Here is a 24225-nt window from a genome sequence, read left to right as displayed (position 1 = left end):
TTGCAGCTATAACTATAAAAGCTGCTTGCTATAGAGTGAACAGCAATAAATACAAATGGAGATTTTATGTGGGCTGCAATTAGTTATTTGATACTGGCATGTATACTGATTTTGATAGGTTGGGAAATAAACTCGATTTATTTTTCACTCTTTTTTTACTGGACCGCGCTTTCGCTTTTTTTGGTCAGTGGGGCCTACATTTTTAATATAGGTAAAATTTTTAGAAAACGTGAAAGTGGTGTTATTCCATTTTATATACGTTGGGCGTTCATTCCTTTTCTATTAGGTGCACAAGTTTATAACGCGTGGTCACGCAAGCGCGATAAGGTACCGCCTATCCAGCAAATTAACGATAACCTTTTTTTAGCATGCCGTTTATTTCCCTCAGATATAGACACATTAAAAAGCAACGATATAACCGCTATTTTAGATGTTACCTGCGAGTTTGACGGTTTAGAATGGAGCTCTACGCAAGAGCGTATTAATTATTTAAATATTCCAGTGCTTGATCATAGCGTACCAACACATTCACAGCTCAATCAGGCAATAAATTGGATCCATCATCAAATTCAAAAAAATAATAAAGTCGTTGTCCATTGTGCGTTGGGTCGAGGCCGTTCAGTGTTTGTTATGGCCGCTTACTTGCTAAGTCAAAACAAACACGCCGATGTACACGATGTGCTTGCCCAAATTAAAGAAACGCGTGAAACTGCTAACCTAAATAAGCGCCAATTACGTCACTTGGCAAAGCGACATAAAAATGGTGAATTGACGATTAAAAATCGTGCATGTTTAATTGCCAATCCCGTATCGGGTACAAAAATATGGCAAGACAAAGAACAATTTATAATTGCCCGTTTGTCTACTTATTACGATTTAACCGTAATGACCACAAGTCCAGACATTAACGGGATAGAGCTTGCCAAACAAGCGATTGCAGAAAAGCCTGATATTGTTATTGCTTGTGGTGGCGATGGAACAGTAGCTGAAGTCGCGAGCGTATTAGTTAATACATCATGTAAATTAGGTATTATTCCACTGGGGACCGCAAATGCGCTAGCCCATGTATTGATGGGAATAAGTTCAAAATTTATACCTGTAGAGCAAGCATGTGATTTAATTATTGATGGTCAATCTACGTTAATCGACACCGCTTATTGTAACAACGAGCTAATGCTACTTTTAGCAGGCATAGGTTTTGAACATGCGATGATTGAAAAAGCAGACCGTGAATTTAAAAATAAATTTGGACAACTCGCTTATTTAACGGGTTTTTTTCAGGCATTTTCTGAACAAAAATCGCAACAGCTTAACGTTAAGTTGGACGATAACGACCCGATGACTCTAACCACAAGCAGCTTTGTTGTCGCTAATGCTGCACCGTTTACAACGCTGCTTGCTCAAGGGGGAGGGCAACCCAATCATAGCGATGGGCTTCTTGATATTAATTGGCTTATACCGAATAAAGAAAACTCCACCACGGTATTGAGTATTGCGGAGCTTATGTTCAGCAGCATAACGCAAAGTCATTTAGCGATTAACTCCCAACATACTAATGCTAAAAAAGTCGAAATAACTTCAGATAATGGGATTAAATATGTCATTGATGGAGAGGTGAAAACAGCTAACAGGCTTGTGATTGAAATACAGCCAGCATCACTTAATGTGATCAGTAAAGAAATTTAGCGAAACTAAAAACATAAAGGCGCAATAAATTGCGCCTTTATTTTTATTTTTTTATTGATGGCCAAACAAAGCCCGTTGTATTAGGTGGGGGGCTTGATGCCTTGCGTGGTGCGCTTTTCGGTTTACGAAGTGGTTTGTTATTTATTGTATGAATATATAACGCTTCAACTTTGTCTCTTGCCCAAGGCGTTTTTCGTAAAAATTTTAAACTAGATTTTATGCTAGGCGACTCTGTAAAACATTTAATTTTTACTTGTTCTCCCAACGTTTTCCAGCCCAGTCGCTGCTCTAACTCGACTAAAATTTGTTCTAGTGTGATCCCATGTAATGGGTTTTTAGGTTGATTATCCATAGCCATACTGCTTATTTAAACTATGTGTATTGTAGCTTAAATAAAATTTGTAGGCTAATTCACTGTAATTTTTTTAGGTTGCTTAGGGTAAATAATCTTCCCTTGTTCATTAAGCTTAAGCCACATTAATGCGCCATTGGTCTGATTGGGATTTTTAGCACTGCATAGCAAAGTAAACGTCTTAACGCTAATTAATGCGCCTTCACTGAAACGTTTGTCATCGTACCAACACATTGTTTGATGTTGAGTCAACTGATTGGCGTTTACAAATGTGCGGCTGTTATGTGGCTCTGCATTACAAAATAACGATAGTGATAAGCTTAAAAAACAGACGGATAGAATAATTAACGTGCGCAAAATATTCTCCTACAATAGACTCTAAAAATAGTACGTAATGCTAAAAAACATGCTAGTGTAATATTACACACTAAGAAATACACAGAACAATAAGAAGGTGAACACACATGAAATTTAACCAAATGATGATAGATGAATTCACATTACTTGCAAAGTTTCCGCTCGATAGCAAAATGCAGGGGATTAAATTGCACTCAGACGCAGAAGCAAGTTTAATTGATGCAGCACAACGATTATTTGATAAAGGCGTTATAGATAGCCCTGATGGCGGTTACTTGACGGATTTGGGTTTAGATTTAATTGAGCACGTTACGGTTATTCATAGCGTGCTCAAAAGTTAAGCTTAGCGGTACTCAGTTCGCATCGGGTTGATTTTGCGGTGCGGCGTCATTAAACGCAGCTAATTTATTACATCGCTCATAAATGGCTGCAATTTTTGGATAGCGACTCATATCAACATTAAAACGAATAGCATTAAATACTTGCGGTACTAAGCAAACATCAGCAAGGCTTGGCTCGTTCCCAATACAGTAATCATCGTCTGTGAGCATTTTTTCTATTTTATCAAAACCAACTTCAATCCAATGCCTGTACCAGGTGTTTTTAGCATCATCGTCTACGTTTAATTCATTAGATAAATACTTGAGTACACGCAAATTATTAACAGGGTGTATATCACACGCTATTGCAAAGCTTAAATTTCTAATTTGTGCTTTTCGCCAAGCTGAGCCGCTAATTAATGGTGAATGTGGGTATGTTTCATCAAGCCATTCTAAAATAGCTAATGATTGACCAAGCACACCTTCGTCGGTTTCAAGGGCTGGTAAAAGCCCTTGTGGGTTTAATGCCAAGTAGTTCTCATCAAGCTGTTCTGATTTTAATAGGTTAACAATTGCCAGCTCGTGATCAATTTTTTTTAGGTTTAACGCAATGCGTACGCGGTATGCAGCAGATGAGCGAAAATAACTGTATAGCTTCATAATTAATCCTTGTTGCCTGAATAGTGTTTTTCGATTGTTTGCCAACAATCCGTGTAATTATGCTGACGCTCTTCACCTTCTAACGCGTATTTAGTCGGTGATATGATGTAGCGCGATTCAAACATGAAGGCGAGCGTATTTTCATATTTTTGTGGAATAAGCTCTGCGTTTGACGCTTTTTCGAATACGTCAGCTTCTGGACCGTGTGGCGACATACAATTATGTAAACTAGCGCCTCCTGGTACAAAGCCATGCTCTTTAGCATCATATACACCTTCAATTAAGCCCATGAATTCACTCATGATATTTCTATGGTAGTAGGGCGGACGAAACGTGTTTTCAGCGACCATCCAACGGGGTGGAAAAATAACAAAATCAACATTAGCCATCCCTTCTGTGGCTGACGGCGAGGTTAAAACGGTAAATATAGAAGGATCCGGATGGTCAAAGCTGACTGTATTCATGACATTAAATCGCGATAAATCGTATTTATAAGGGGCGCTATTACCCGTCCAAGCGACAACATCGAAAGGAGAGTGTTTTATTTCACAGCTGAATAAGTTGCCATTAAACTTTGATATCAGTTCAAAATCACCTTCTTTGTCTTCAAAAGCAGCAACTGGATAGTGAAAGTCACGGTCGTTAGCATAGCCGTTTGCACCAACCGGGCCCCGCTCTGCAAGCTCCAAAGCATGACCATAGTTTTCGCATATATAACCACGGGCGGTTGATTGTATTAAATCAACTGAAAATTTCATTCCTCGCGGTATGACTGCAATTTCACCTGGCTTTACAAAAAGCTTACCGCACTCTGTATGTAAGAGCAGCTCGCCTTGTTGTGGTACAAATAGCATTTCACCATCAGCGTTATAAAAGTAGCGGTCAACCATCGATTTATTAGCAACATAAACATGAATACCAATGCCAGATTGCCCATTAGCGCTGCCGTTTGCAGCCATTGTTATAAGGCCATCGATAAAATCAGTTGGCTTTGTAGGAATTTCAACGGGGTTCCAGCGCAGCATAGTAGGAGGAGTTAAGGCTTCTGTAATAGGTGCGGTTCTTATCAGGCCGTTATCAATTGATTGGTAGTCACCTTGTACTACCGAAGGGCGTATGCGGTATAGCCAAGTTCTGCGGTTAGCTGCGCGAGGCGCGGTAAATGCAGTAGAGCTAAATTGTTCAGTATAAAGATCATACTTAACTTTTTGAGGAGTAAATTGCCCTATCGGCAAGGCACCGGGTAGCGCTTCGGTTTCAAATTCATTACCAAAACCGGTCATATAGTTTAATTGTTCTGCCATTGGTGACTCCTGTGAGAGAAGGCTAGTTTTATGTTTTATTTATTTCAGTTAAGATACTCTCAAGTGAGAGTAATTTCAAATTGCTCTCTGGAGGCGCTTGTAAATAAAAATGAACAGTCAGTAAACCTATTTAACGGAACAACAATGAAACTCAATTTAGATACTTTTTTAGCGTATCAACTAATTAATGCTGCAAGTTTGGTAAGTAATGATCTTGCACAGGTATATCAAGCCAAATTTGACTTAACAATACCTCAATGGCGAATTTTGGCTAACTTAGCGCAATTTGGTCAAAGTAATGCTAAAAACTTATGTGAGCAGGCAAATATGGATAAGTCGACCGTGTCGCGTGCAATAAAGGTATTAGTAGAAAAAAAGTTGTTAATAACTCAAATAAATTCAGAGGATAAGCGCGCAGCAATACTTTCATTAAGTGAATCGGGAAAGGAGTTATATAAAAAAATAGTACCCGAAGCGTTAAAGTGGGAAAAAGAATTATTGGCATCGTTAAACACACATGAACAAAGCTTATTAGTAAGTGTACTTAATAAGCTAAAAAATAACTTACAGGCATAAAAAAGCCCATCAAATGATGGGCTTTTATAATTTTAACTAATCTAACAAATTAGATTAGAAAGTGTAACGTACACCTACACGCATTTCCCATAATGACGCACCAGTTTGCACTGAAGTATTTGCGTTATTACCGTTAAAGCCTGAGTAAACGTAACGACCTTGGTCATCAATAGATGTTGAGATCATGCTTGCGCCTACGAAAGGACCTTTCTTAAGTACGCCCCAGTCATCATTTAGCATGTTTGTAAGGTTGTCGATTACGAAGAATGCTTCACCTTTATGGCCTTCCATAAAGCCTGGTAGTTCTTGTGTAATCTTAAAGTTAAACTTAACAAACCAATCAGCATTTTGTTGGTTACGGCCTGCAATTTCACCACGTTTAAGCCCTTCAGAAGCAATGAAGTCGTTGAACTCATTGATTTCAGCTGCAGACATGTTGTAAACAACGTTAGGATCGTTTTCAAGTGGAACGTACATTAACTGACGGTTGCCATTCCAGTTGTTATCACCAAAGGTGGTGTTGCGGTTAGCATCTGTGTTATCGCTACCATCAAACGTGAAGCTGTAAGGTAGGCCTTTGTATGCTTCACCGTAAAGGTTAAAGCGTGTTTCAAAGCCGTCTACAAATTCGTGTTTGTAACCAAGTGTCATAGTGAAGCGATGCGGAATTTCATAATCTGAAGACGCAACACCAGGGTTACCTGGATTAGTAAGTGCGATGTTACCGTAGTTAGAACCGGCTACAGAACTAGTCATTGGGTTTACATCGTCTGCATCCGTATACGCATAACCAAAGCTAAAGTTAATGCCGTTGTCGTACATTTTGCTGATTGCAGCAGAGATAACAGAAGAGTCACCACTATCACCACTAACATTCGTTAATAAATACTCATTACTACGTCCTTCGATTGACTCGTAAATAGGACGGCCATCAAACGTAGTTTCACCGCTTTCTCGAAGTGCGATATCACGCATCAATGCAGCATCTTTCTTCTTCGAGTATAAGTAGTCTACAGAGATTACGTATTCGTCTTCAGTTGTGTATGTAGCACCAAGTGAATATTTCCACTCTGAAGGAATTTCAAAATCTGGGTCTACAGCATTAACTGTTGCATCGCCTACACCAATTTCTGTATTTGCAACAATGTCAAACATACCTTGTGGTACGTCAAAACCAGGTGTACCGCCGTTTACGTTAGCTGTATTGAATAAATCTACACCACGGAACTGCGTACTAATGTTTGTAATACCATCGTTAGAGTACGAGTTAGACAGCCATACGTTCGGGTTACCACCAGAGAACAAGCCTAAGCCAGCGCGCACTTCAAGTTCGTCAGTTGCATACCATTGGAATCCAACACGTGGCTGCAGTAAGTCAATACCGTCAAATGTAGACTGATTGCTGAAACCATAACGGTTAGTGAAGTTTTGGTTAAAGTTAGGAACGTCATCACTTGTGTACTTGTCGTAACGTAAACCAAACTGAATGGTTGCATCTAAGTCAGTGAATGCGTATTCATCTTGAACATAGAATGTATGCTGTGCATATTTAAAGCTTGCAGCCGCATCATTCGGGTTATTAGTACCTGCAGCATTGTTGTAGTAGATACGCGCTGCTTGACCTGCTTCAAAGTCGTCAATTGAGTCAAAGCGCCACTCACCTTCTGTATGCTGTACGAACAAGTTGAAAACAGATAGCTCTTCGAACTCGTAACCAGCAGTAATTGTGTGTTGATCTAAGTAATAAGTACCAGCAACTTTAAATGTCGTTGTGTCGTAATCAAGGTCGTTTGATTGACGAGAATCATCTGGACCAATGAATACAGTACCGCCATTATCAGTACGAATCTGCATTTCACCAAAGCTGCTTGCAGCATCTAATGACTGAACCGTTGCGTCTAGCTCTGATTTACCTAGACGAATTTCAGTAGAAAAATCGTCTGACCAATCAGAGTATACAGAACCAATAATCGACGTAAACTCGGCGCTTTGATCATAGAAGTGGTTTGATAAAGAAACACGGCTAGAACCAGTATCAGACTGAGAAATTGTATTACCGTCGTTGTAGTTATAGATTAAGTTTGCACGGTGATCTTCGTTGATGTTCCAATCTAGTTTTACTAAGATTTTTTCATCTTCAACAGGCATACTTGATGGCATACCACCAACATCATATCCGTATATAGATTGAGCGATGTTAGTGATGCGTGTAATGTCATCAGCTGTTACGCTACCAGTGTTTAAACCGTCGTAGTTAAACTGGCGAACACCTTCAAGTTTTTCGTATGAAGTGAACAAAAATAATGTATCTTCAACAAGCGGAAGACCTACATTGAAACCGTAACGCTTTTCAGTGTAGTTACCGTTATCAACTTCGTTACCTTCAATTTCATCGCCTTTCATTGAATCGCTTGTGTAATCGAAGAAAACACCACCATGAACGTCGTTACCACCCGATTTTGTTACAGCGTTGATGTTACACGATGTAAAGCCACCGTATTGAACGTCAAAAGGAGCTAGCTCAGCTGAAACTTGTTCAATAGAGTCGAAAGAGAAAGGGGCACGGATAGTTGGGTAACCGTTTGAGCTTAAACCGAAGTTATCGTTCATGCGAACGCCGTCAAGCGTTAAGCTGTTGTAACGTGGGTTACCACCACCACAGTTGATTGAGCCACGGCTATCATCGATTGTGATACGTGGGTCAATACGAATAATATCTTTTAAATCACGGTTGATAGCTGGTTGGTTTTCAAGGTCAGTCAGCGTAAAAGTAGACGCAGGACCTGTACCACCAGACATAGCACTGATAGGAGCACCTGTAACTACAATTTGCTCAATGTTAGAGATATTCTCTAAAGAAGCATTTACAGGGTAATCGTTACCAATATTAAGAATAATATTATTGAACTCTTGGTCTGCATAAGTGTCAGAATCTACAACTACTTTATATGGACCACCAACACGCAGGCCTTTAGCTGTGAAATAACCAGCGTCATTAGTTTCAGTAGTTTTAACTGAGCCTGAAGGAACGTGTAAAATTGTAATTTTAGTGCCAGCAGCAGGGTTGCCGTTAGGACCAGTGATTTGACCTTTAATTGCAGATGTTGTTTCATTTGCAATTGCAGCGCCACTAACGCCAACACATGCTGCAATAGCAAGTGATAGGGCCGTTTTGCGTATTTGAGTTTTCATTTAATTTTCCCGTGTAGTTAATAATTAAATTTTTATATTTTTATTTTTTGGTTTTCAAAAAATAAACTAAATGCAGGTTTATAATTTAAAAACCATTGCTATTGTACCCCAATTGTTTGTTACAAATAAAATACAACTGCAATGTTTTTTTAATAAATAGTACAAATTTCGACTGTTTTTTACGTTTTTTTGAGTAATCACTCTATTAGCGAGCTCATACTACCGATGTTTTATGACAAACTTGTGAAATGTAAAACAAGCCTTAACAAAAAATCCCCGTGTGTAGGTTTTATGTGTCACAAATTACATAGATACTTTTTTTAACGCTGTTTCCAGCTCTTTAGCTGAAGGGTCAAACAGTGCGTTTAACAAGCCAGCCAATCGAACACCTGCCTGCAGAAGGCGTGTTTTTACAATAGGTGTATTTTTGTAGACATAGCTGTAGCCAACTTCTTCATTTGTAGACTTATAAAGTGCGTTTGCTAAATTGTGAGACTCTTCAATCCACGTAGTTGGTGTACTTTCTAAATATTCGGCGATTAGTTCGCTGTTGTTGGTGTTTATAAACTGCGCGTATTCAGTAAATGATAAGTTTTCGTTTTCAACTAACTTAGTATCCCACAAGCTGTGTAAGTTTGTATCTTGACCAAAAAACGAGACTTTAATACGGTTTCCGCCTCTATCTTCGCTTCTTCCTGCGTGGAAGGGTTGATGGCTATCACCGACCAAGTGAACTAAAAAACGTAAACTGAACTGTTTTGAGTCTAAACTACTGTTTTCGTCTTTGAGTGTTTTTATAGAATAGTGGATGCCTTCAAGAATATTGCTAACCGATTCTTTATTATTGGTATGGTCGTGATTGATTGTGAAGGACTTATTAGGTGCGGCATTAATATAGTGCCAGCGAGAAGATTGCTTTTGCCAAAACTTGCCGGGGTTTGAGCGCATTTCATCAGGCCAAGTTGAAACTTGTGCGAGTGATTCTCCCGCTAAAAATGGTTGAATAGCTGATTTTGTGGTTTCTGTTATATGGGATTCAGCAATTTTACCTACAACACGGTGACCATTTTGGCCCCAAGCAAGTGAATCGCTACTTGTAAAAATGGCACTTATTAAAAGCGCTGACGTTACCGAATATTTTACATTGCTACGCATTAAATATCCCTTAATGATTTTGTAGTGGTGTATTGCGTTGTAATGAGGTCAATTGTCCTTACTTTTTATGTAATTAGGAAGGACTCAATAAAATTCATAATTTCTTGTTCATATTTATTATTAATCAATAGTTTAGTAGTTATAGGTAAAATTACTTGTTGTAATAAGTAATTAATATTGTTCAAATGAGAGAGTGTTCTACTTTAGGGTGTCTTTAGTTTGGATATTAAAAATAAGCTGTTGCATAAAACTTCAATTGTTACATTTTTGTTTACAGTGATGGTTTTTGCTTGGATGTGTGGTCAATTAATTGTAAATGATGACGAATTAGTATTTCCTATACTTATTGAAACATCAACAGTATGTAGTACCTCGGCGACCGCAAACGACAATGAGCTGATTGTATTTACACCGTCTAAGAACATTGCAACTGAGCTTTCACAGAAGTTATGTGATGATAGTGTGGTTGCTAAACAGTACGGTTCGGTTATTGGCTATTGGGGATACAAAACATCAGACAGCTTAGAGTTTGTAGGTAAAGGAATTGCAGACCTAATTCTCGCAAAAAACAACATCATGACGGCTTTTAAGGCTGAATCTACCTATAATTATATGCCAGTTGTCGGTTTTTCTGATTACACCGCATTTTTTATATCTTCAAAAGAAAAACCCATCATTTCAAAATCGTATTTTTTAGACAAAAAAATAGGACTGCTGGATTACCCAACGAGCCGCTCTGGGCATATTCTTCCAAAGCAAGTGTTTAAAGATCTTGCTATAAATATTGCAAATTTAAATATAACATACGCAAGTTCTCACAATGAACTGCGTGACTTATTAGCCAATGGTAAAGTAGATATTATTGCGTCGTTTTGGAAAGAAAGCGATAAAGACCGTTTCTCAAAAAACTATATAACCCCACTTAGCAATAATATAACAGGCACACGTTGGTATTTAAAAATGCAACAAAATAATACTGATTTGTTGTGTTCGGTGCAAAATCACTTAATGAATATGTCTAAAGGGCAAGCCCTACATTACTATCAAAATGTAACCGCATTTTGGCTGTGTGAAAATAATACTGCTGTTTTTAAAGTAGGGGAAAATAATGAGTAGGCGAAAGTTTTTATTAACGTTCTCGTGTATATTTTTAATATTATCGTTTGTGTTTTATATATCTGTAGTGAATAAAACCGAGCGCGCAACTAAACAGCAAAAGGCTCAAATTGAAAAACAAATTGCACTGGATTTAACATTACTCGATTTGCCCAATGAGATTTATAAGCATGCAGGAAATAAAGAGGCGGTTGTAGCTTATATAGACTCGCTGAATAGTTATTTAAAAACAAGTAATTTGAAAGTCGACAACATTACCTCAGGCTTAATCAGTGAAAACGAGTTAAAAAAAACTCAATTTACAAGCCGTTTAGCGACAAGCGAAGGTCCTGTGATAATTGTTTTTAGTATAAACGAGCATTACTTCACACCTAAAAATAAGATGTTCTTTTTATTTTTTTTACTTATCAGTATTTTTGTAACGGTGTGGTTAAAAGTTGTAGAGAGTAAAAAAAGCAGTGTAAACTTAAATAAAAGCATTAACCCCGTTGCATCAACGCCGATGCCTTTAGCGCTCATCATTGACTTACGCAATAAAACACTTTCACATAGTTATGATAAAGAGCAAAGTGTTCAATTAGCTAATAAACCATTGTGTTTTTATCTCGCCCTTGTTGAATACTGTTCAGCGAATAGTGAGGTTACGTTGAATCACAACAAAAATGTCCCTGATGAGCTGATTGAACTTGCTAACAAGTATTTCTACCGTTTAACAGAGCTTGGACATACGATCAGGAAACGCCCGAACTTTAATAATAGCCTTGAGAAAACGTTGAGTGAAATAAGAGCGGGGCTTGACGAAGTATTAAATGAATACCCTGAGGAAAAAGAAATTTACTACCCACCTAAAGCGTATGGAGAAGGTTCACGCTCTCGTTTGCACAGTTACGGGCTTATAAATATAGCGAAGGGAAATATTGAAATAATAGGGAAGTAATTTTGCTTCCCTATTATTATGGGCGTTTATTTAGGGGCAAACTCAGCCGCTTTTATTGGGCTGTGTTGCGATATAAACGTTTTAAGTGCTTGGGCGTCTGTTTCGTCAGTACTTACAAAGCCTTTTAACGTATTTATAGTAGGATAACCATCACCACCAGAAGCGTTGTAACTATTTAAACTCATACGGTATGTTTTGTTTTTATCAAACGGTTTACCATTAATAAATACGTTTGTAAGCTTGTCATCTTTGCGTTCAAACGAAAGCTTGTGGTATTGCAAGTAAGCGCCAGCATCAGCAGGAAAGCTTGTAACTGTGTTTAAGTAATCCCATAGCTCAGCGCCTTGCCAGTCAATATAGGTTATACGATTTTTAAAAGGGTGAACTTTTAATATGTCTTTATAACTTATTTCACCCGCATTGATTGAACTGCGAATACCGCCACCACTTATTAACCCAAAATCTGCACCCACAACGTTCATCTGTGCTTGGATAATAACGCGAGCAAGGTTAGTTTGTTGATAGCGTACTTTGTTTCTATCGCCTTCTAATCTAGCATCTACCGAGCCAATAGTGCCTTCAATTTGCTTTGCGCCAATCGCTTGGTACTTAGCTAAAAACGCTTTTAATGCAGGGTCTGGTTTTATATATTCGTTCGCAAGGACTTCTTTTGATGTGCCGTCAGTTTGTGTTTTTTCAACATATAAATTAACTGGCATTAATTTATAATCCAGTAGGCTCAATTCACCATTTTCTAATTTGAACTCAGCTTTACCAACGTACTTACCCCATTCATGAGCTTGCATGATCCACGTGCCATTTTGCTGATCGGGTTTACACGCTAGACCAGGTTTAAAATTATCATCGTTTACATTGTTTGATGCCATACAGACGGGTTCTTGAGAGTGACCACCGATGATCATGTCAAGCGTGTTAGTAGGTAATGAGCGGGCAAGTGTTACATCCCCTGGTGCATTGATACCATGGTTAGCATCAATAAAATGGCCCATGTGCGTTACAGCAATAGTAATATCTGGGTTGTACTTTACTTTTATTTCTTCAGCTAATTTGGCAGTTACTGAAACAGGGTCTTTAAATTCTAAATGACCAATATATTGAGGGTTACCTATTTTAGCTGTGTCGGTTGTAGTTAGGCCAATAACAGCAATAGATAACCCATTTTTTTCAAATATTTTGTAAGGGGTAAAGGCATTTTTACCAGATGATTTTTCAATTATATTTGCTGATAAAAGAGGGAAGTTAGCCCAAGTTTGCTGTTTTTCTAATACGCTCAGCGGGTTATCAAACTCATGGTTACCCAGTGCCATTGCATCGTAGCCAAGTAAAGACATGCCTTTAAAGTCAGGTTCTGCATACTGAAGATCGGACTCGGGTATGCCTGTATTTATATCACCACCAGAAAGTAGTAAAACGCCATGGCCTTTCTTTTTAGCTTCACTGCGCAATTGATCCAGAAGCGTTTTACGAGCGGCCATGCCGTATTCGCCTTTTTCGTTATGCCAAAACCGCCCATGGTTATCGTTAGTGTGAAGCACGGTTAAGTATTGAGGAGAAGATGTTTTTTCGTCAGTTGTTGCTGATGTACATCCCATCACACTCAAAATGATAGAAATAATAAAAATTATACGCATAAAATACCTATGAATTAAGTTGTACTTAATGTTTTAGGCGGCTAGTTTAAACTAGTTTTGCTTATAAAAAACCTAGTTACTTATATTTTTTGGTTAATCACGGGTTGTTGCTGCAAGCTCCCTTCGCTTTAGTTCAGTGCGAGCGTAGTGTGATTTTTCATGCTTTGTAGCAACCATCCAATTTAAAAAGCTTGCTGGGAGCTTTGTGTATGCTTCACCTTTATGTAGGCCAAAGTCGCAAATTGTGTGTGGTGTGTGTGTCATGTGTGTATCCATTATCTATGTTATTTAATAATTAACAATGAGCAAAGTTAAACATTTACTCGGTTTACATTTTCATAGAAAATATAAATCAATAGTGTGTAATTGAAATGTTACCAGAACGGTCTAATTTGTATCAACTGCCTTAAAGCTATCGATTTTTTGAGTCAGTAACCTTAACCTAAACAAAACTTATTTTAAAAAATATAATAATAGGATCTAACATGAAAAAATGTTTACTGGGTTCATTGCTCGCTTCACTAAGCTTTGTTAGCCATGCAACCATAGTCGAGATGCAAACCAGCCAAGGTACAATCCAGATTAATTTATTTGATCAGCAAACACCAAAAACTGTAGAAAACTTTTTAAGCTATGTACAAGACGATTCATACAATGAAACCGTTATTCATCGTTCAATAGACAATTTTGTTATTCAAGGCGGTGGATTTACGTTTTCAGACACATTAGACCCTATCACGACCAAACCTGCAGTTATTAATGAACCTGTATTTTCTAATGTTAAAGGTACCATTGCCATGGCTAAGTTAGGGGGCAACCCTAACAGTGCCACTAGCCAATGGTTTTTTAATATGGCTAATAACAGTGCGGGTAGTGCGGCACTTGATACACAAAATGGTGGTTTTACCGTATTTGGACAAATCACTGCGGCGAGTCAGTCAACGCTTGATAAAATTGCAGCGTTAGTTCATTGCGGTGAAACACCAGTAGTCGATATAACAGCAGAGCAATGTGCCAGCAGTGATGTGTCTATTAGCAGTGCTAATTTAGTAACAATCCAAAGCGTTACAGTATTAGATGACGATCCTAATTCGGCAGCCGGATTAACTGTTGTTGAAAATACGCTGATTGACGCCGATAACTCTGATGGCTCAGGCGGTAGCTCGGGTGGGGCTTTAATATGGCTGCTGGGTGCTTTTTTGTTAGCTGTACCACGCCTTAAAAGAAATAAGTAATCTCATTCACAGCAATTTAAACTGCGCAGCTATTTTATAGCTGCGCTTTACATTAAATAAATAGTCGCCAAATCATCGCAAGCCACATCGCAAATACAGACACGCAGCCAATTAAAAACGCATTAAATCGAGCTCTTACGTTATTTGTTCCTAAATGAATAATACTATGTAGAATGCGTGTCGCTACAAATGCGCAGGCCAAAATTGCAACCACTACGCTTGCACTGTTTAATTGCAAAGCTAATAAGCAACCTACATAAAATAAAACCGGTATTTCAAATTGGTTGGTAAAGTTTCTATCGGCCACCCTTACATGGTCACCTGCGTTATCTAATCGCATCGTTGCAAAATCTTTTAAATTGAGCTGCTTATTTTTAGCTGCTGCAAAGCGTCTTCTCCCCATAATAATCATTACAGCTAAAGAAAGGGTGACTTGCACAAACATGGCAAGTATTATTATTTTTTCCATTGTAGTTCCTTGTTATTGTTTTAATTAGTAAGTATGCAGGCATTTTTCACAATGTGTTACACAAAATAACGCTAATTGCTAGAAACTGATCAGCACAAAGTGTTAGTTTATACTATTAAGCTTGCTTTTGAATTAGCATAACCTATTTTGCATCATGCCTTTAATGGAAATAAAATGAAAAAAATTATTTGTCTAAGTGCCATTGCAATCGCTGTTCTCAGCGGTTGTTCGAATACATCTTCACCGGTAGCAACCTCGCCAAAAGCATCATTATTGTCAGACACCTTAGTGGTAAGCCCAAATGATAATAGAGAATATAAAACACTAAAGCTTGCTAACGAAATTGAGGTTATTTTGGTTTCTGATCCAAGTGCCGAGAAGTCAGCAGCATCGTTAAGTGTTGGTGTGGGTTTACTGCATGACCCTATGTCTCAACAAGGTATGGCGCATTATTTAGAGCATATGCTTTTTTTAGGTACAGAGAGATACCCTGATACAAAAGGGTATTCAGATTTCATGACCAAAAATGGTGGGGCGCATAACGCCTATACATGGCTTGAAATTACAAACTATATGTTCAAAATAAATAACGATGCCTTTGATGAAGGGCTTGACCGTTTTTCTGACTTTTTTAAAGCCCCTGAGTTATACCCAGAATATACAGAAAAAGAAAAAAACGCAGTAAATGCTGAGTGGTCAATGCGACGTGAAATGGACTTTTTTGGCCAATTTAAATTAGCACGTAAGATGATGAGTGAGCATCCAGCTAATCGTTTTTTAATTGGTAACCTAGAAACACTAGGCGACAAAGAAGGCAGCTCGCTTCATCAAGAAACTGTCGACTTTTACAATAAATATTACTCGTCGAATATTATGAAGGTGGCGCTTATTTCTAATTTGCCAATTGCAGATATGGAAATAAAAGCGCAAAAGTACTTTGCTGATATAAAAAATAAAAATATTGAAAAACCAACTGTTACGGCCGAACTTGATTTTGATAAAGCCGGTGGTAAACGCGTATTTTACTCGCCAAATGAAGATGTAAAACAGTTAAAGCTTGATTTTACTATTACCAACAACAGCGATGAGTTTGCCGTAAAACCAAACCGCTTTGTTTCATACTTACTTAGTAATGAAATGCCGGGTAGCCCTGCGCAAATACTCAGAGATAAGGGCTGGGTTTCACAGCTATCGGCATCAGCTTCACCAACACAGTATGCAAACTATGGTGCGTTGACGGTTGATATAGAGCTTACTGATTCAGGTATGCAAAACCGCGAAGCAATTGTTGCAGTTGTTATGCAATATATTGATTTAATTAAAAAGGAAGGGGTCGATAGCAAGTACTTTAACGAAATACGTACGTCGCTCAATAACCAATTTAAATTTTTAGAAAAGGGTGACGAGTTTAACTATGTAAGTGCTCTTACGGGTAGCATGCAGGTTTACCCACTTAATCACACGATTAACGCACCTTACCACTATGCAAAATTTGATGCCGACGCTGTTAACAATGTGCTAAACCAGCTTAATGCAGATTCGCTGCGTATTTGGTACATTTCACAGCAAGAGGAAACAGACTCTCAGTTATATTTTTACGACGGTAAATATCGCATAAACGACATTAGCGCTGATGAAATAGCAAGCTGGAAGAAGCCAAGTGAGTTTAAATTAGCGCTCCCTAGTGTGAACAACTTATTACCTGAAAGTTTTGCAATTAAAACGGCTGAATTTAAAGAACAAAAACACCCAGAGCTTGTTTACGATAAACAAGGCATAAAAGTATGGCGTCAAGCTAGCCAGAAATTTGCCGAACAACCGAAAGGGTTAGTTGAGGTATACATAAATACGCAACAAGGTCTGAGCGATATCAGTGCTGAAGTACTCTATTCTGTGTGGGCAGATTTATATAACATTCAGCAAAGCCAATTAAGTACTGAAGCTGCGGTCGCGGGTATGGGCGTAAGGCTTGCACCAAGTAATGGGCTTGTATTATCACTTAATGGATTCACTGATAAGCAAGATGTATTGCTTAAACAAGCATTGAGTGGATTAAACGTTGAGGCTACTTCGCAAGCATTCGAGCAAGCTATTGACCGCTACACTCGTGACTTGTTGAATCAACAAAAGCAATTTCCTTATGCTCAAGCCTTTGGTGCTTACTCTAAGTTAACACGCACGGGTAGTTTTGATACCGATGAATTAATTAAAACTGCAAAATCATTGCGTGTTGCTGACTTAACAACGTTACAACAAGCCACATTCTCTAACAATGATTTACGCGTATTTAGCTACGGTAATTATAACCAGCAAGATATAGAGTCAATAGCAGGCGAACTCACAGCTGTTTTACCTAAAAATCATACGGTGAGCGAGTTTGCTCGTAGTAAAGCGTGGTTGCCACAACCGGGTGAAACGTTAGTACTACAAAAGGATATAGATGTAGCCGATGTTGCTGTGGTTGATATGACCGTTCACCCAATACCGGGTTATAAACAAAAAGCTCAAGCTGCTGTATTACGTGATCACTTTAGAACGATCGCATTTGACAAAATGCGTACTGAAGAGCAACTAGCTTATGCAGTAGGTGCTATTGCAAGTCCAATTGAAGATTATTCAGCGGTTGGTTTGTTTATTCAAACGCCTGTAAAAGGCCCCAAGGAAATTCAAGCTCGCTTCGACCAGTTCAAAAAAGAGTACGCGGTAGAGCTTGATAACATGAGCACTGATACATTTTTACAGCTTAAAAATGCGACTTTGGTGTCACTTAAAGAGCAACCTAAAAACTTAAACGATGAAATGGGTCCTTTGATCAGCGATTGGTACCGAGAAAACTTTAATTTTGATTCCAAACAAAAGCTAATTGATGAAGTGGAAAAAGTAACGCTTGCAGATATAAAACAGTACTACAAGCAAACCATGCTAAACCCACAAGCAGCGCGCTTAAACGTGCAGCTGCGCGGTACTAAGTTTATTGAAAGTGACTTTGCTGATTTACCTAATCAAACCAAAATCACTACGCTTGATGCTTATTACAATGGTATTAAGTTACAAAAATAAGATTGATAAATAGATCAAAAAATAAACCCCCAATGTATTGCTACATTGGGGGTTTTATTTATTTCATTCTACCTATAAGTATTTATGCCATAACAATAAAGCCAATAACCGCCAATGAAGCCGCTATTAATGTGTACGGCAATTGCGTTACTGCATGGCTCATTAAGTTACAGCCAGAGCCTTGGGCTGCAAGTACAGTAGAGTCTGAATAAAAACACGCTTGGCTACCAAATGATGAGGCCGATAATAACGCGCCAATTACTAATGGAATATTTGCATCAACCGCCGTTGCCAGTGGCATAACGATAGGGATAGACACTGCAAAAATACCCCAGCTAGAGCCTGTAGCAAACGCTAACACTGCCATCGCGATAAATACCACTGCTGGTAAGTATTGCGCCGTCATGTAAGGGCTTAAACTGCCTATAACAAATTGCGGTAAGCCTATTAAATCGCACACATCTTTAAAAATAAAGGCGGCAATTACAGTGCCAATAGCCGGTATCATACTCTTAAAGCCATCAAGCATACGTTCAATCATTTCGCTAACGCTCATTAATTTTTGTAGTGCATAAAAAGGCAAAGTGACCGCCATGGTTGCCAGTAAGCCTTTATATACATCTATTTCAAAGTAAACGGTAAAGGCTACAAGTAAAATTATCGGCAGTAAAAAGTTATGTAATTTCCCTTGAGGATCGGCATCTTCAAAGTTTTCTTCTACTGCTTTTACTGCGTATTCGTCAGCTGTTTGAATATCACTAAACTGAGCTGGGTCTACGCTGGCTTGCTCTATTTGTGCTATTTTTTCGGCTTTTGTCATGGGCCCAATAGCAGGTATAACACCTAATACCACTAACAAAACCACCAATACTGCAAACCAAGCATAAAACATATAAGGAATTGCTTGAATATATACAGCAATCCCTTTGCCTTCTTCGGCAATGCCGTTATCTACTAATAGTCCGCCAAAAAATACTGCCCAAGTAGATAAAGGGACAAGTACACAAATCGGTGCTGCAGTTGAGTCGACTACATAGGCAAGCATTTCTCGGCTCACTTTAAACTTATCGGTAATGCGTTTCATGGTTTCGCCAACGGTAAGCGCATTTAAGTAATCATCAATAAAAATAACTACACCTAAGCAAAATGTCATAAATAAAGATGAGCGTTTACCTTTAGTGTATTTTAGTGCCAATTTTCCAAACGCTGACGCACCGCCAGTACGCACTAATAAGGCTATTAAAGCACCAAAGCCACCGCATACGAGTATTAACCAACCTATGGTTTCGTCGGTCATGACTTTGAGCGATGTGCTGGCAAAGTTAGCAAGTACCTGAGCCGGGTCGGCTATTACTAACCCAACTAAAGCACCAATAAGTAAAGATAAAATAGGGCGGCGTAAAACAACAGCCAACACAACCACCACCGCCGGTGGCAGTAAACTTAACGCAGAAGGTTCGAGCATTTAAGTGTTCACAAAATTAAAAGCATATTTAAAAATTTAAATTGCTTATACAAAAACAAAGAAGATGATAGTTTGTTGTTAAATCATTTTCCAAGTCACTGCTTTTGTACGCGAGAGGAGTATTTAAACGGTTATGTTAAATTAAAGGTTTAAATAACACGCGTTGGCTTTGGCGCCAGACGGAGCAAGGAATGCATACCGCTATTGTTGTGCCTGTAAAAACATCGGTGCAAAAATAATCTGGTTTTGTATTTCAGTCAATAAAATTTACGTGCAAAGTAACTTTTTAAAGGATAAAACGTGGTGACCGTATTTAAAACCAAACGCTTATTTCTTCGCTATGCAAACCAGCACGATGCAGCAATATTACTCACTTTAGTGAATCAAATTAATTTTAAAAAGTATATTGGCGATAAAGCAATTTATACACTTAGTGATGCCAAAAATTATATTGAACAATCATTTATAGCCACGCATAAACACCAAGGGTTTGGCCCTTATATTATTACGTTACACAGTGGTGAAGTGGTAGGAATAGTGGGTTTTTACAAACGGACAGTGTTGCAATTGCCAGATGTAGGTTTTGCCTTGTTAGCGCATCATGAAAAAAATGGTTATATTTTTGAAGCGGCTAAAACGCTTTTACAAAATAGGCACACACTGGGTATTGATCGAGTAAGTGCTATTGCTTCGGAAAATAATAAAGCTTCGCAAAGTGTACTGCTAAAATTAGGTTTTAAAAAAGTGGGCAAGGCGGTTATTAGTGATGATAAAACCGCCATTGATATATATGGTTATTAAAGCTGTGCTTGCTCTATCGCTTTAGCCACATCTAAGTTTATGTTTAGCCAGGTTTGTTCAAGCGTGGCAACTAAACTATCGTAGCCATCGTCTTTTATGGGGAGCACGCTAGAGAAATTATGCACACTAATCAAGCGGCGGCCGGTTTCTGGGTGAGTATAATATAAGCGCCAAAGGCCAGATATATCTGCATTACCTTGCATATCACCATTAAAATGGTGAATTTCGTACTCCAGCTCGTAAAACGTTTGCTGATCTAATTCAGTTATTACAGGCAGCCCCTTAATCACCATCCAATTTGGCATGTTTTTGAATAAAGTTTGTTGGGCAGTGGCAGTAAGCATAACGTCAGGAGACTCGCCCCATAAATGATAATTTGCAGCATGAATTTGATTATTATCAATTTTCATCGCTATACCTAAATTATTTAATGCGCCTCTTAATACCACAGTTTGTACTCTCAGCTGTGCACTGGTTTCACTAACATTACGAGACGATGATTCAATAGGCTGTTCAAATTGGTAGTACTGCGTTGTTGTTTGTATTGCTGAACTACAGCCCGACAATACTAAAAGCACACTTGTTATTAGTAATAGCGTTTTCATTATTGCTTCCTTGGTATTGGATCTGCGGGCAGCGCTTTGTCAAAAATCAGCATGTTTGGTTGCTCATTTAAACCACGTGTCAAAGGTTGTATTTCTTCACTTAAGCGCTTAAATTCACGCAGTGTTTGTTGCAATTGGTGGTGAAATTCAGACCCAGCTTGATAACTTGCCATAGTTTTGTCAAATTGACGCATAGTCACTTCAAACTGCTCCATGCTTTTAGTCATTTTTGCAAAGTTGCGATTTATATCACCAGGTAAGTTTTGAGTATCTTTTTCATTTAATAGCGTGCGCATTTCATTAGCAAGAGACTGGTAGTCGGCAAAGGCAACTTGTATTTGCGCTAAGCTTTCTTCAACTTTTAAATTATTTACTTTGTTTAATACATCAGAAACTTGGTCGGCAAGAACGGTAATCCCACTTGATACACTAGGAAAAACGGTGTACTGGCCCAGTTTTTCAAAGCCAGCTTCTGGTGCGTCGGGGTACATGTCAAAATCAACATAAACTGCACCGGTTAGTAAATTACCGGGCTTTAAAGAGGCGCGCATACCAATGTTTATCCAGCCCTTTAAGCTATCTTTCCAAAAGTCTTTAGCGGTTGCGCTATGGTGATAAATACGTCCATATTCTATTTTTATCAGCACAGGCACTGATGTATTTGCACTTTTAAAGTGGGCTGGTTTGCCATTAACAATTATGTTTGCAGGGGCTTCAACCACTGTACCAATACGGATCCCTCGGTATTCAACAGGGGCGCCGGGTCTGAGTCCTCTAATAGATTGTTCAAAATCTATTATGTAATAGTCAAAGTCGTAAAAGCGTTCTTCGAGTGCTTCTTTATAGCTTTGACTGAGTGAAAAGTTGTGGCCATCGTTAGCTATTTCACCCGGTGTTTGGTTATCGGGTAAGCCAACTGAAATCCCCCCTTTTAAAAGCTTACTCAAAGAACCCGTATTAATATTTATGCCATCGGCAGATAAATCAATTTCTATACCGGCGTTGACCCAAAAAATCGAATTGTTGGTAATTAAGTTTTGGTACGGCGCTTTTATAAAGATACCGTATTTCATTGCTTGGTTTTCCCAATCAAATGTAGCAGTCTCTATTTGGCCAATTTTATAATTTTTAAAAAATATCCCGGTGCTAACATCAAGTACCTCTGCGTTATAGCTAAGTAGTTGGAAGCGACCGCCTTGCACGTCTTTGCCAATGAGCGCAGGCTCTTCTTGGAGGATGAAATGTTCTTTTAGGTTTTCACTTTCACCAGGTGCAAACTCTAAGTAAACTCCAGATAATAAGGTGCTCATTCCACTTATACCGGTTTCATCAATACGTGGCTTTACCACCCATATTTTAGCGTCGTCGGTGAGTAGGTCATCATAGTTTTTATCTATTTGAGCCCGTGCAATAACACTGTCTTGAGAGTCGGATAAACGTACGCTGTCAATTTGCCCTATTTTTACACTGCGCACTTTTATCTCTGTTTTACCCGCAATAATACCCTCGGCTTGCGGCATTTCTATATATATAGTGGGGCCTTTATTTGCTTGATATTGATAAAGCATCCACACACCGACAAAAAGCGCTATGGCTGGAATAATCCAGATAGCAGAGATTTTTGGTTCATCTGTTACTTGGGCGGTTTCGGTCATGTTTTGGTCTCTGATGATTTATTTTTAGGTGAATCCCATAACAGGCGTGGATCAAATGAGTGAGCAGCCATCATTTGGCATATTACCATAACGGTGAAAAATGCAATGCCTAAACCTGGTGTCACTGACATTAAATTACCCAGCTGCACTAGCGCTACTAAAATGGCGACAACAAAAACGTCTATCATTGACCATTTACCAATAAACTCAGTGAGTTGGTAAATTCTAGTATAGCTTTTAGTATGCCTGTTTGCGGGTTTTGTTACCATAATACACAAAAAGCTTAGTACACATGCTTTGGCTAAAGGAACAACAACACTCGCAAAAAAAATAATACCCGCAATAGGGTAAGAACCACTTTTCCAGAGTAAAATAACCCCGCCGATAAGTGTCGATGGGGTTTCATCACCCAAGCTCGTGGTATTCATAATGGGCAATACGTTTGCTGGTATAAAGCAAACAATAGAAGTAATGAGCCAAGCGGTTGCTTTTTGAACGCTATAAGGGTTACGTACATGTGTTTTAGTGTGGCATCGCTGGCATATGTTACTGGTACAAAGCTGATGACACACATGGCAGGCTTTAATATTTTCGTCGATTGCACGCTTAGCATGTTCAACACCCTCTAACTTCTTTTCAGGTTTAATTTGTGCCCATAGCCTTGGGCGATTTAAGTGCACTAAAGCGGCAATATATAAAAAAACAAAGGCAGCGTAGGCCCAAAAACTTGCGCCAAAGCTTATATCAGCTAAAGACATAATTTTAACCATGCTGACTAACACACCAATTAAAAATATCTCAGACATAATCCATGGCTCAAGTGCCAAAGTAAACTTAAGTAACCGACGAGCAATACCCTGTGGCAATGTTTTTAAAATACCTAAGTGAAGCGGGATCAAAATAATTAATAAACTCATTGGCAACGCAATAATGCTTAAATCAATAAAAAGCCCCAATAATTCACTATCGTAATTGAACAATATTCGGGCTGCATCGGGTAGGGTAATCGTTTGGGTTATGCCATTACTACTAAAGGATAAAAAAGGGTAAAACATACTGCTTAATAGCATGAGTAGGGCACTAAAACTCAAGGCCACTATGCGATTATCGTGGTTTACGTTTGCTTCGCACAATTTATGATGACAATGCGGGCATATCGCCATTTGCTTAGCAATAACTCTTGGTATATCGATGATCAGGTCGCAGCAGGGGCAAACAGTTTGCAAATTAGTACCAACCAACAAGGCATTTACTTGATTTTGCAATATTTGGGGCTGTAATACAACGCGAACAATTAACTTTTGTATACAGGCCAAGCAATAAAGTATCTGATTGGATTACTTTTTTATATATGGGTTTGTTGGCCTTTCAAGATTAAGTTTGTTGCACCAGCCTGTTTGGTGTTCAGGCAAGGCAGAGCCTATGTAGTGTGGTTATTCACCATAAATTGGCGATAACGCAGTATTAATACCAACAGGCGCTGCCCAAGGTGGGCTTCCTAGGGGCTATTTACACTTTGCTGCCTGCATAGATGTAAGCTAGAAGAATAAGACAAGAGCAATTACCGAGCCCACTGGGTTACAAACCTCGCGCCGCGATTAAATAGCCCCTAGTTTGAACACATTTTA

General features: G+C 38.6%; 21 protein-coding genes. 8 read left to right on the top strand and 13 right to left on the bottom strand.

Translation table 11 applies throughout. The features are described 5' to 3' along the window. Positions 1-66: 66 nt before the first annotated feature. Positions 67-1686, top strand: coding sequence for a diacylglycerol kinase family protein (locus AC27I2_RS08865; protein ID WP_487204032.1), 1620 nt, complete (start codon positions 67-69; stop codon positions 1684-1686). 43 nt (positions 1687-1729) lie between these two features. Here AC27I2_RS08865 and AC27I2_RS08860 read toward each other — a convergent pair whose 3' ends face one another. Together AC27I2_RS08860 and AC27I2_RS08855 are read right to left on the bottom strand one after the other, a co-directional pair. Continuing rightward, entirely contained in the window at positions 1730-2038 is a 309-nt protein-coding gene (locus tag AC27I2_RS08860; RefSeq protein WP_138530344.1) for a VF530 family protein, read from the bottom strand. A gap of 54 nt (positions 2039-2092) precedes the next feature. Beyond that, complete coding sequence (locus AC27I2_RS08855) at positions 2093-2395, bottom strand: DUF1496 domain-containing protein (RefSeq protein WP_487204031.1); 303 nt, start codon at positions 2393-2395, stop codon at positions 2093-2095. A 107-nt stretch (positions 2396-2502) separates the two neighbouring features. Here AC27I2_RS08855 and AC27I2_RS08850 point away from each other — a divergent pair, with 107 nt between their 5' ends. Further along, the gene (locus AC27I2_RS08850) at positions 2503-2736 is read left to right on the top strand and encodes a TIGR02647 family protein (RefSeq protein ID WP_058552981.1); all 234 of its coding nucleotides are present in this window, start codon (positions 2503-2505) and stop codon (positions 2734-2736) included. Positions 2737-2748: 12 nt separating this feature from the next. Here the strand turns inward: AC27I2_RS08850 and maiA are convergent, their stop codons facing one another. Continuing rightward, positions 2749-3375, bottom strand: coding sequence for a maleylacetoacetate isomerase (gene maiA, locus AC27I2_RS08845; RefSeq protein WP_487204030.1), 627 nt, complete (start codon positions 3373-3375; stop codon positions 2749-2751). A 2-nt stretch (positions 3376-3377) separates the two neighbouring features. After that, positions 3378-4679 (bottom strand): homogentisate 1,2-dioxygenase, encoded by a 1302-nt coding sequence (gene hmgA / locus AC27I2_RS08840; RefSeq protein ID WP_487204029.1) that lies wholly within the window; start codon positions 4677-4679, stop codon positions 3378-3380. Positions 4680-4823: 144 nt separating this feature from the next. On the opposite strand from hmgA, the gene AC27I2_RS08835 reads away from it, so the two are divergent. Then, positions 4824-5255, top strand: a complete 432-nt coding sequence (locus AC27I2_RS08835) for a MarR family winged helix-turn-helix transcriptional regulator (RefSeq protein WP_487204028.1) — start codon at positions 4824-4826, stop codon at positions 5253-5255. A gap of 54 nt (positions 5256-5309) precedes the next feature. Here the strand turns inward: AC27I2_RS08835 and AC27I2_RS08830 are convergent, their stop codons facing one another. Further along, positions 5310-8447 carry a TonB-dependent receptor gene (locus AC27I2_RS08830; RefSeq protein WP_487204027.1) on the bottom strand — a complete coding sequence of 1046 codons (3138 nt, stop codon included), beginning with the start codon at positions 8445-8447 and terminating at the stop codon, positions 5310-5312. Between the two features lie 303 nt (positions 8448-8750). Beyond that, on the bottom strand, positions 8751-9602 hold the full coding sequence (locus tag AC27I2_RS08825) for a S1/P1 nuclease (RefSeq protein WP_219422076.1): 852 nt from the start codon (positions 9600-9602) through the stop codon (positions 8751-8753). A 219-nt stretch (positions 9603-9821) separates the two neighbouring features. On the opposite strand from AC27I2_RS08825, the gene AC27I2_RS08820 reads away from it, so the two are divergent. Then, positions 9822-10718: a hypothetical protein gene (locus AC27I2_RS08820; protein ID WP_487204026.1), complete on the top strand. Its 897-nt coding sequence runs from the start codon at positions 9822-9824 to the stop codon at positions 10716-10718. Beyond that, the gene (locus AC27I2_RS08815) at positions 10711-11655 is read left to right on the top strand and encodes a hypothetical protein (RefSeq protein WP_487204025.1); all 945 of its coding nucleotides are present in this window, start codon (positions 10711-10713) and stop codon (positions 11653-11655) included. The genes AC27I2_RS08820 and AC27I2_RS08815 overlap by 8 nt, the downstream gene beginning before the upstream one ends. 26 nt (positions 11656-11681) lie before the next feature. Here AC27I2_RS08815 and ushA read toward each other — a convergent pair whose 3' ends face one another. Both ushA and AC27I2_RS08805 read right to left on the bottom strand, forming a co-directional pair. Continuing rightward, positions 11682-13307 (bottom strand): bifunctional UDP-sugar hydrolase/5'-nucleotidase UshA, encoded by a 1626-nt coding sequence (gene ushA / locus AC27I2_RS08810; protein WP_487204024.1) that lies wholly within the window; start codon positions 13305-13307, stop codon positions 11682-11684. A gap of 93 nt (positions 13308-13400) precedes the next feature. Continuing rightward, positions 13401-13571, bottom strand: coding sequence for a hypothetical protein (locus tag AC27I2_RS08805; protein ID WP_201020860.1), 171 nt, complete (start codon positions 13569-13571; stop codon positions 13401-13403). Positions 13572-13792: 221 nt separating this feature from the next. Between AC27I2_RS08805 and AC27I2_RS08800 the strand changes: the two genes are divergently transcribed. Then, positions 13793-14542: a peptidylprolyl isomerase gene (locus tag AC27I2_RS08800; RefSeq protein ID WP_487204023.1), complete on the top strand. Its 750-nt coding sequence runs from the start codon at positions 13793-13795 to the stop codon at positions 14540-14542. Between the two features lie 52 nt (positions 14543-14594). Here AC27I2_RS08800 and AC27I2_RS08795 read toward each other — a convergent pair whose 3' ends face one another. Next, positions 14595-15011 carry an MAPEG family protein gene (locus tag AC27I2_RS08795; RefSeq protein WP_487204022.1) on the bottom strand — a complete coding sequence of 139 codons (417 nt, stop codon included), beginning with the start codon at positions 15009-15011 and terminating at the stop codon, positions 14595-14597. Between the two features lie 174 nt (positions 15012-15185). On the opposite strand from AC27I2_RS08795, the gene AC27I2_RS08790 reads away from it, so the two are divergent. Further along, positions 15186-18071, top strand: coding sequence for an insulinase family protein (locus tag AC27I2_RS08790; protein ID WP_487204021.1), 2886 nt, complete (start codon positions 15186-15188; stop codon positions 18069-18071). 82 nt (positions 18072-18153) lie between these two features. Here the strand turns inward: AC27I2_RS08790 and AC27I2_RS08785 are convergent, their stop codons facing one another. Then, on the bottom strand, positions 18154-19536 hold the full coding sequence (locus tag AC27I2_RS08785) for a Na+/H+ antiporter NhaC family protein (protein WP_058404076.1): 1383 nt from the start codon (positions 19534-19536) through the stop codon (positions 18154-18156). 303 nt (positions 19537-19839) lie between these two features. Here AC27I2_RS08785 and AC27I2_RS08780 point away from each other — a divergent pair, with 303 nt between their 5' ends. After that, positions 19840-20337 carry a GNAT family N-acetyltransferase gene (locus tag AC27I2_RS08780; protein WP_487204020.1) on the top strand — a complete coding sequence of 166 codons (498 nt, stop codon included), beginning with the start codon at positions 19840-19842 and terminating at the stop codon, positions 20335-20337. Here AC27I2_RS08780 and AC27I2_RS08775 read toward each other — a convergent pair. The 3 genes from AC27I2_RS08775 to AC27I2_RS08765 are packed head-to-tail and all read right to left on the bottom strand — an operon-like array spanning position 20334 to position 23760. Beyond that, a complete protein-coding gene (locus tag AC27I2_RS08775; protein WP_058404078.1) occupies positions 20334-20942 on the bottom strand; it encodes a PqiC family protein in 609 nt (202 codons plus the stop codon). The two genes, AC27I2_RS08780 and AC27I2_RS08775, sit on opposite strands and share 4 nt — an antisense overlap. After that, complete coding sequence (gene pqiB / locus AC27I2_RS08770) at positions 20942-22597, bottom strand: intermembrane transport protein PqiB (protein ID WP_058404079.1); 1656 nt, start codon at positions 22595-22597, stop codon at positions 20942-20944. The genes AC27I2_RS08775 and pqiB overlap by 1 nt, the downstream gene beginning before the upstream one ends. After that, entirely contained in the window at positions 22594-23760 is a 1167-nt protein-coding gene (locus AC27I2_RS08765; protein WP_235591426.1) for a paraquat-inducible protein A, read from the bottom strand. The genes pqiB and AC27I2_RS08765 overlap by 4 nt, the downstream gene beginning before the upstream one ends. Between the last annotated feature and the right edge of the window lie 465 nt (positions 23761-24225).

This window comes from Pseudoalteromonas sp. NH0006-46, assembly GCF_057547735.1.
Note: the sequence above shows the minus strand (reverse complement) of the source record. Positions and strands in the feature narration are given on the sequence as shown.

What these genes read in the sequence shown, in the direction of transcription:
- AC27I2_RS08835 (WP_487204028.1), top strand. Translation starts at nt 4,824, where the DNA reads ATGAAACTCAATTTAGATACTTTTTTAGCGTATCAACTAATTAATGCT.
- AC27I2_RS08850 (WP_058552981.1), top strand. Translation starts at nt 2,503, where the DNA reads ATGAAATTTAACCAAATGATGATAGATGAATTCACATTACTTGCAAAG.
- AC27I2_RS08860 (WP_138530344.1), bottom strand. Translation starts at nt 2,038, where the DNA reads ATGGATAATCAACCTAAAAACCCATTACATGGGATCACACTAGAACAA.
- hmgA (WP_487204029.1), bottom strand. Translation starts at nt 4,679, where the DNA reads ATGGCAGAACAATTAAACTATATGACCGGTTTTGGTAATGAATTTGAA.
- pqiB (WP_058404079.1), bottom strand. Translation starts at nt 22,597, where the DNA reads ATGACCGAAACCGCCCAAGTAACAGATGAACCAAAAATCTCTGCTATC.
- AC27I2_RS08865 (WP_487204032.1), top strand. Translation starts at nt 67, where the DNA reads ATGTGGGCTGCAATTAGTTATTTGATACTGGCATGTATACTGATTTTG.
- AC27I2_RS08775 (WP_058404078.1), bottom strand. Translation starts at nt 20,942, where the DNA reads ATGAAAACGCTATTACTAATAACAAGTGTGCTTTTAGTATTGTCGGGC.
- AC27I2_RS08765 (WP_235591426.1), bottom strand. Translation starts at nt 23,760, where the DNA reads ATGGCGATATGCCCGCATTGTCATCATAAATTGTGCGAAGCAAACGTA.
- ushA (WP_487204024.1), bottom strand. Translation starts at nt 13,307, where the DNA reads ATGCGTATAATTTTTATTATTTCTATCATTTTGAGTGTGATGGGATGT.
- AC27I2_RS08800 (WP_487204023.1), top strand. Translation starts at nt 13,793, where the DNA reads ATGAAAAAATGTTTACTGGGTTCATTGCTCGCTTCACTAAGCTTTGTT.
- maiA (WP_487204030.1), bottom strand. Translation starts at nt 3,375, where the DNA reads ATGAAGCTATACAGTTATTTTCGCTCATCTGCTGCATACCGCGTACGC.
- AC27I2_RS08785 (WP_058404076.1), bottom strand. Translation starts at nt 19,536, where the DNA reads ATGCTCGAACCTTCTGCGTTAAGTTTACTGCCACCGGCGGTGGTGGTT.
- AC27I2_RS08830 (WP_487204027.1), bottom strand. Translation starts at nt 8,447, where the DNA reads ATGAAAACTCAAATACGCAAAACGGCCCTATCACTTGCTATTGCAGCA.
- AC27I2_RS08795 (WP_487204022.1), bottom strand. Translation starts at nt 15,011, where the DNA reads ATGGAAAAAATAATAATACTTGCCATGTTTGTGCAAGTCACCCTTTCT.
- AC27I2_RS08805 (WP_201020860.1), bottom strand. Translation starts at nt 13,571, where the DNA reads ATGACACACACACCACACACAATTTGCGACTTTGGCCTACATAAAGGT.
- AC27I2_RS08815 (WP_487204025.1), top strand. Translation starts at nt 10,711, where the DNA reads ATGAGTAGGCGAAAGTTTTTATTAACGTTCTCGTGTATATTTTTAATA.
- AC27I2_RS08825 (WP_219422076.1), bottom strand. Translation starts at nt 9,602, where the DNA reads ATGCGTAGCAATGTAAAATATTCGGTAACGTCAGCGCTTTTAATAAGT.
- AC27I2_RS08790 (WP_487204021.1), top strand. Translation starts at nt 15,186, where the DNA reads ATGAAAAAAATTATTTGTCTAAGTGCCATTGCAATCGCTGTTCTCAGC.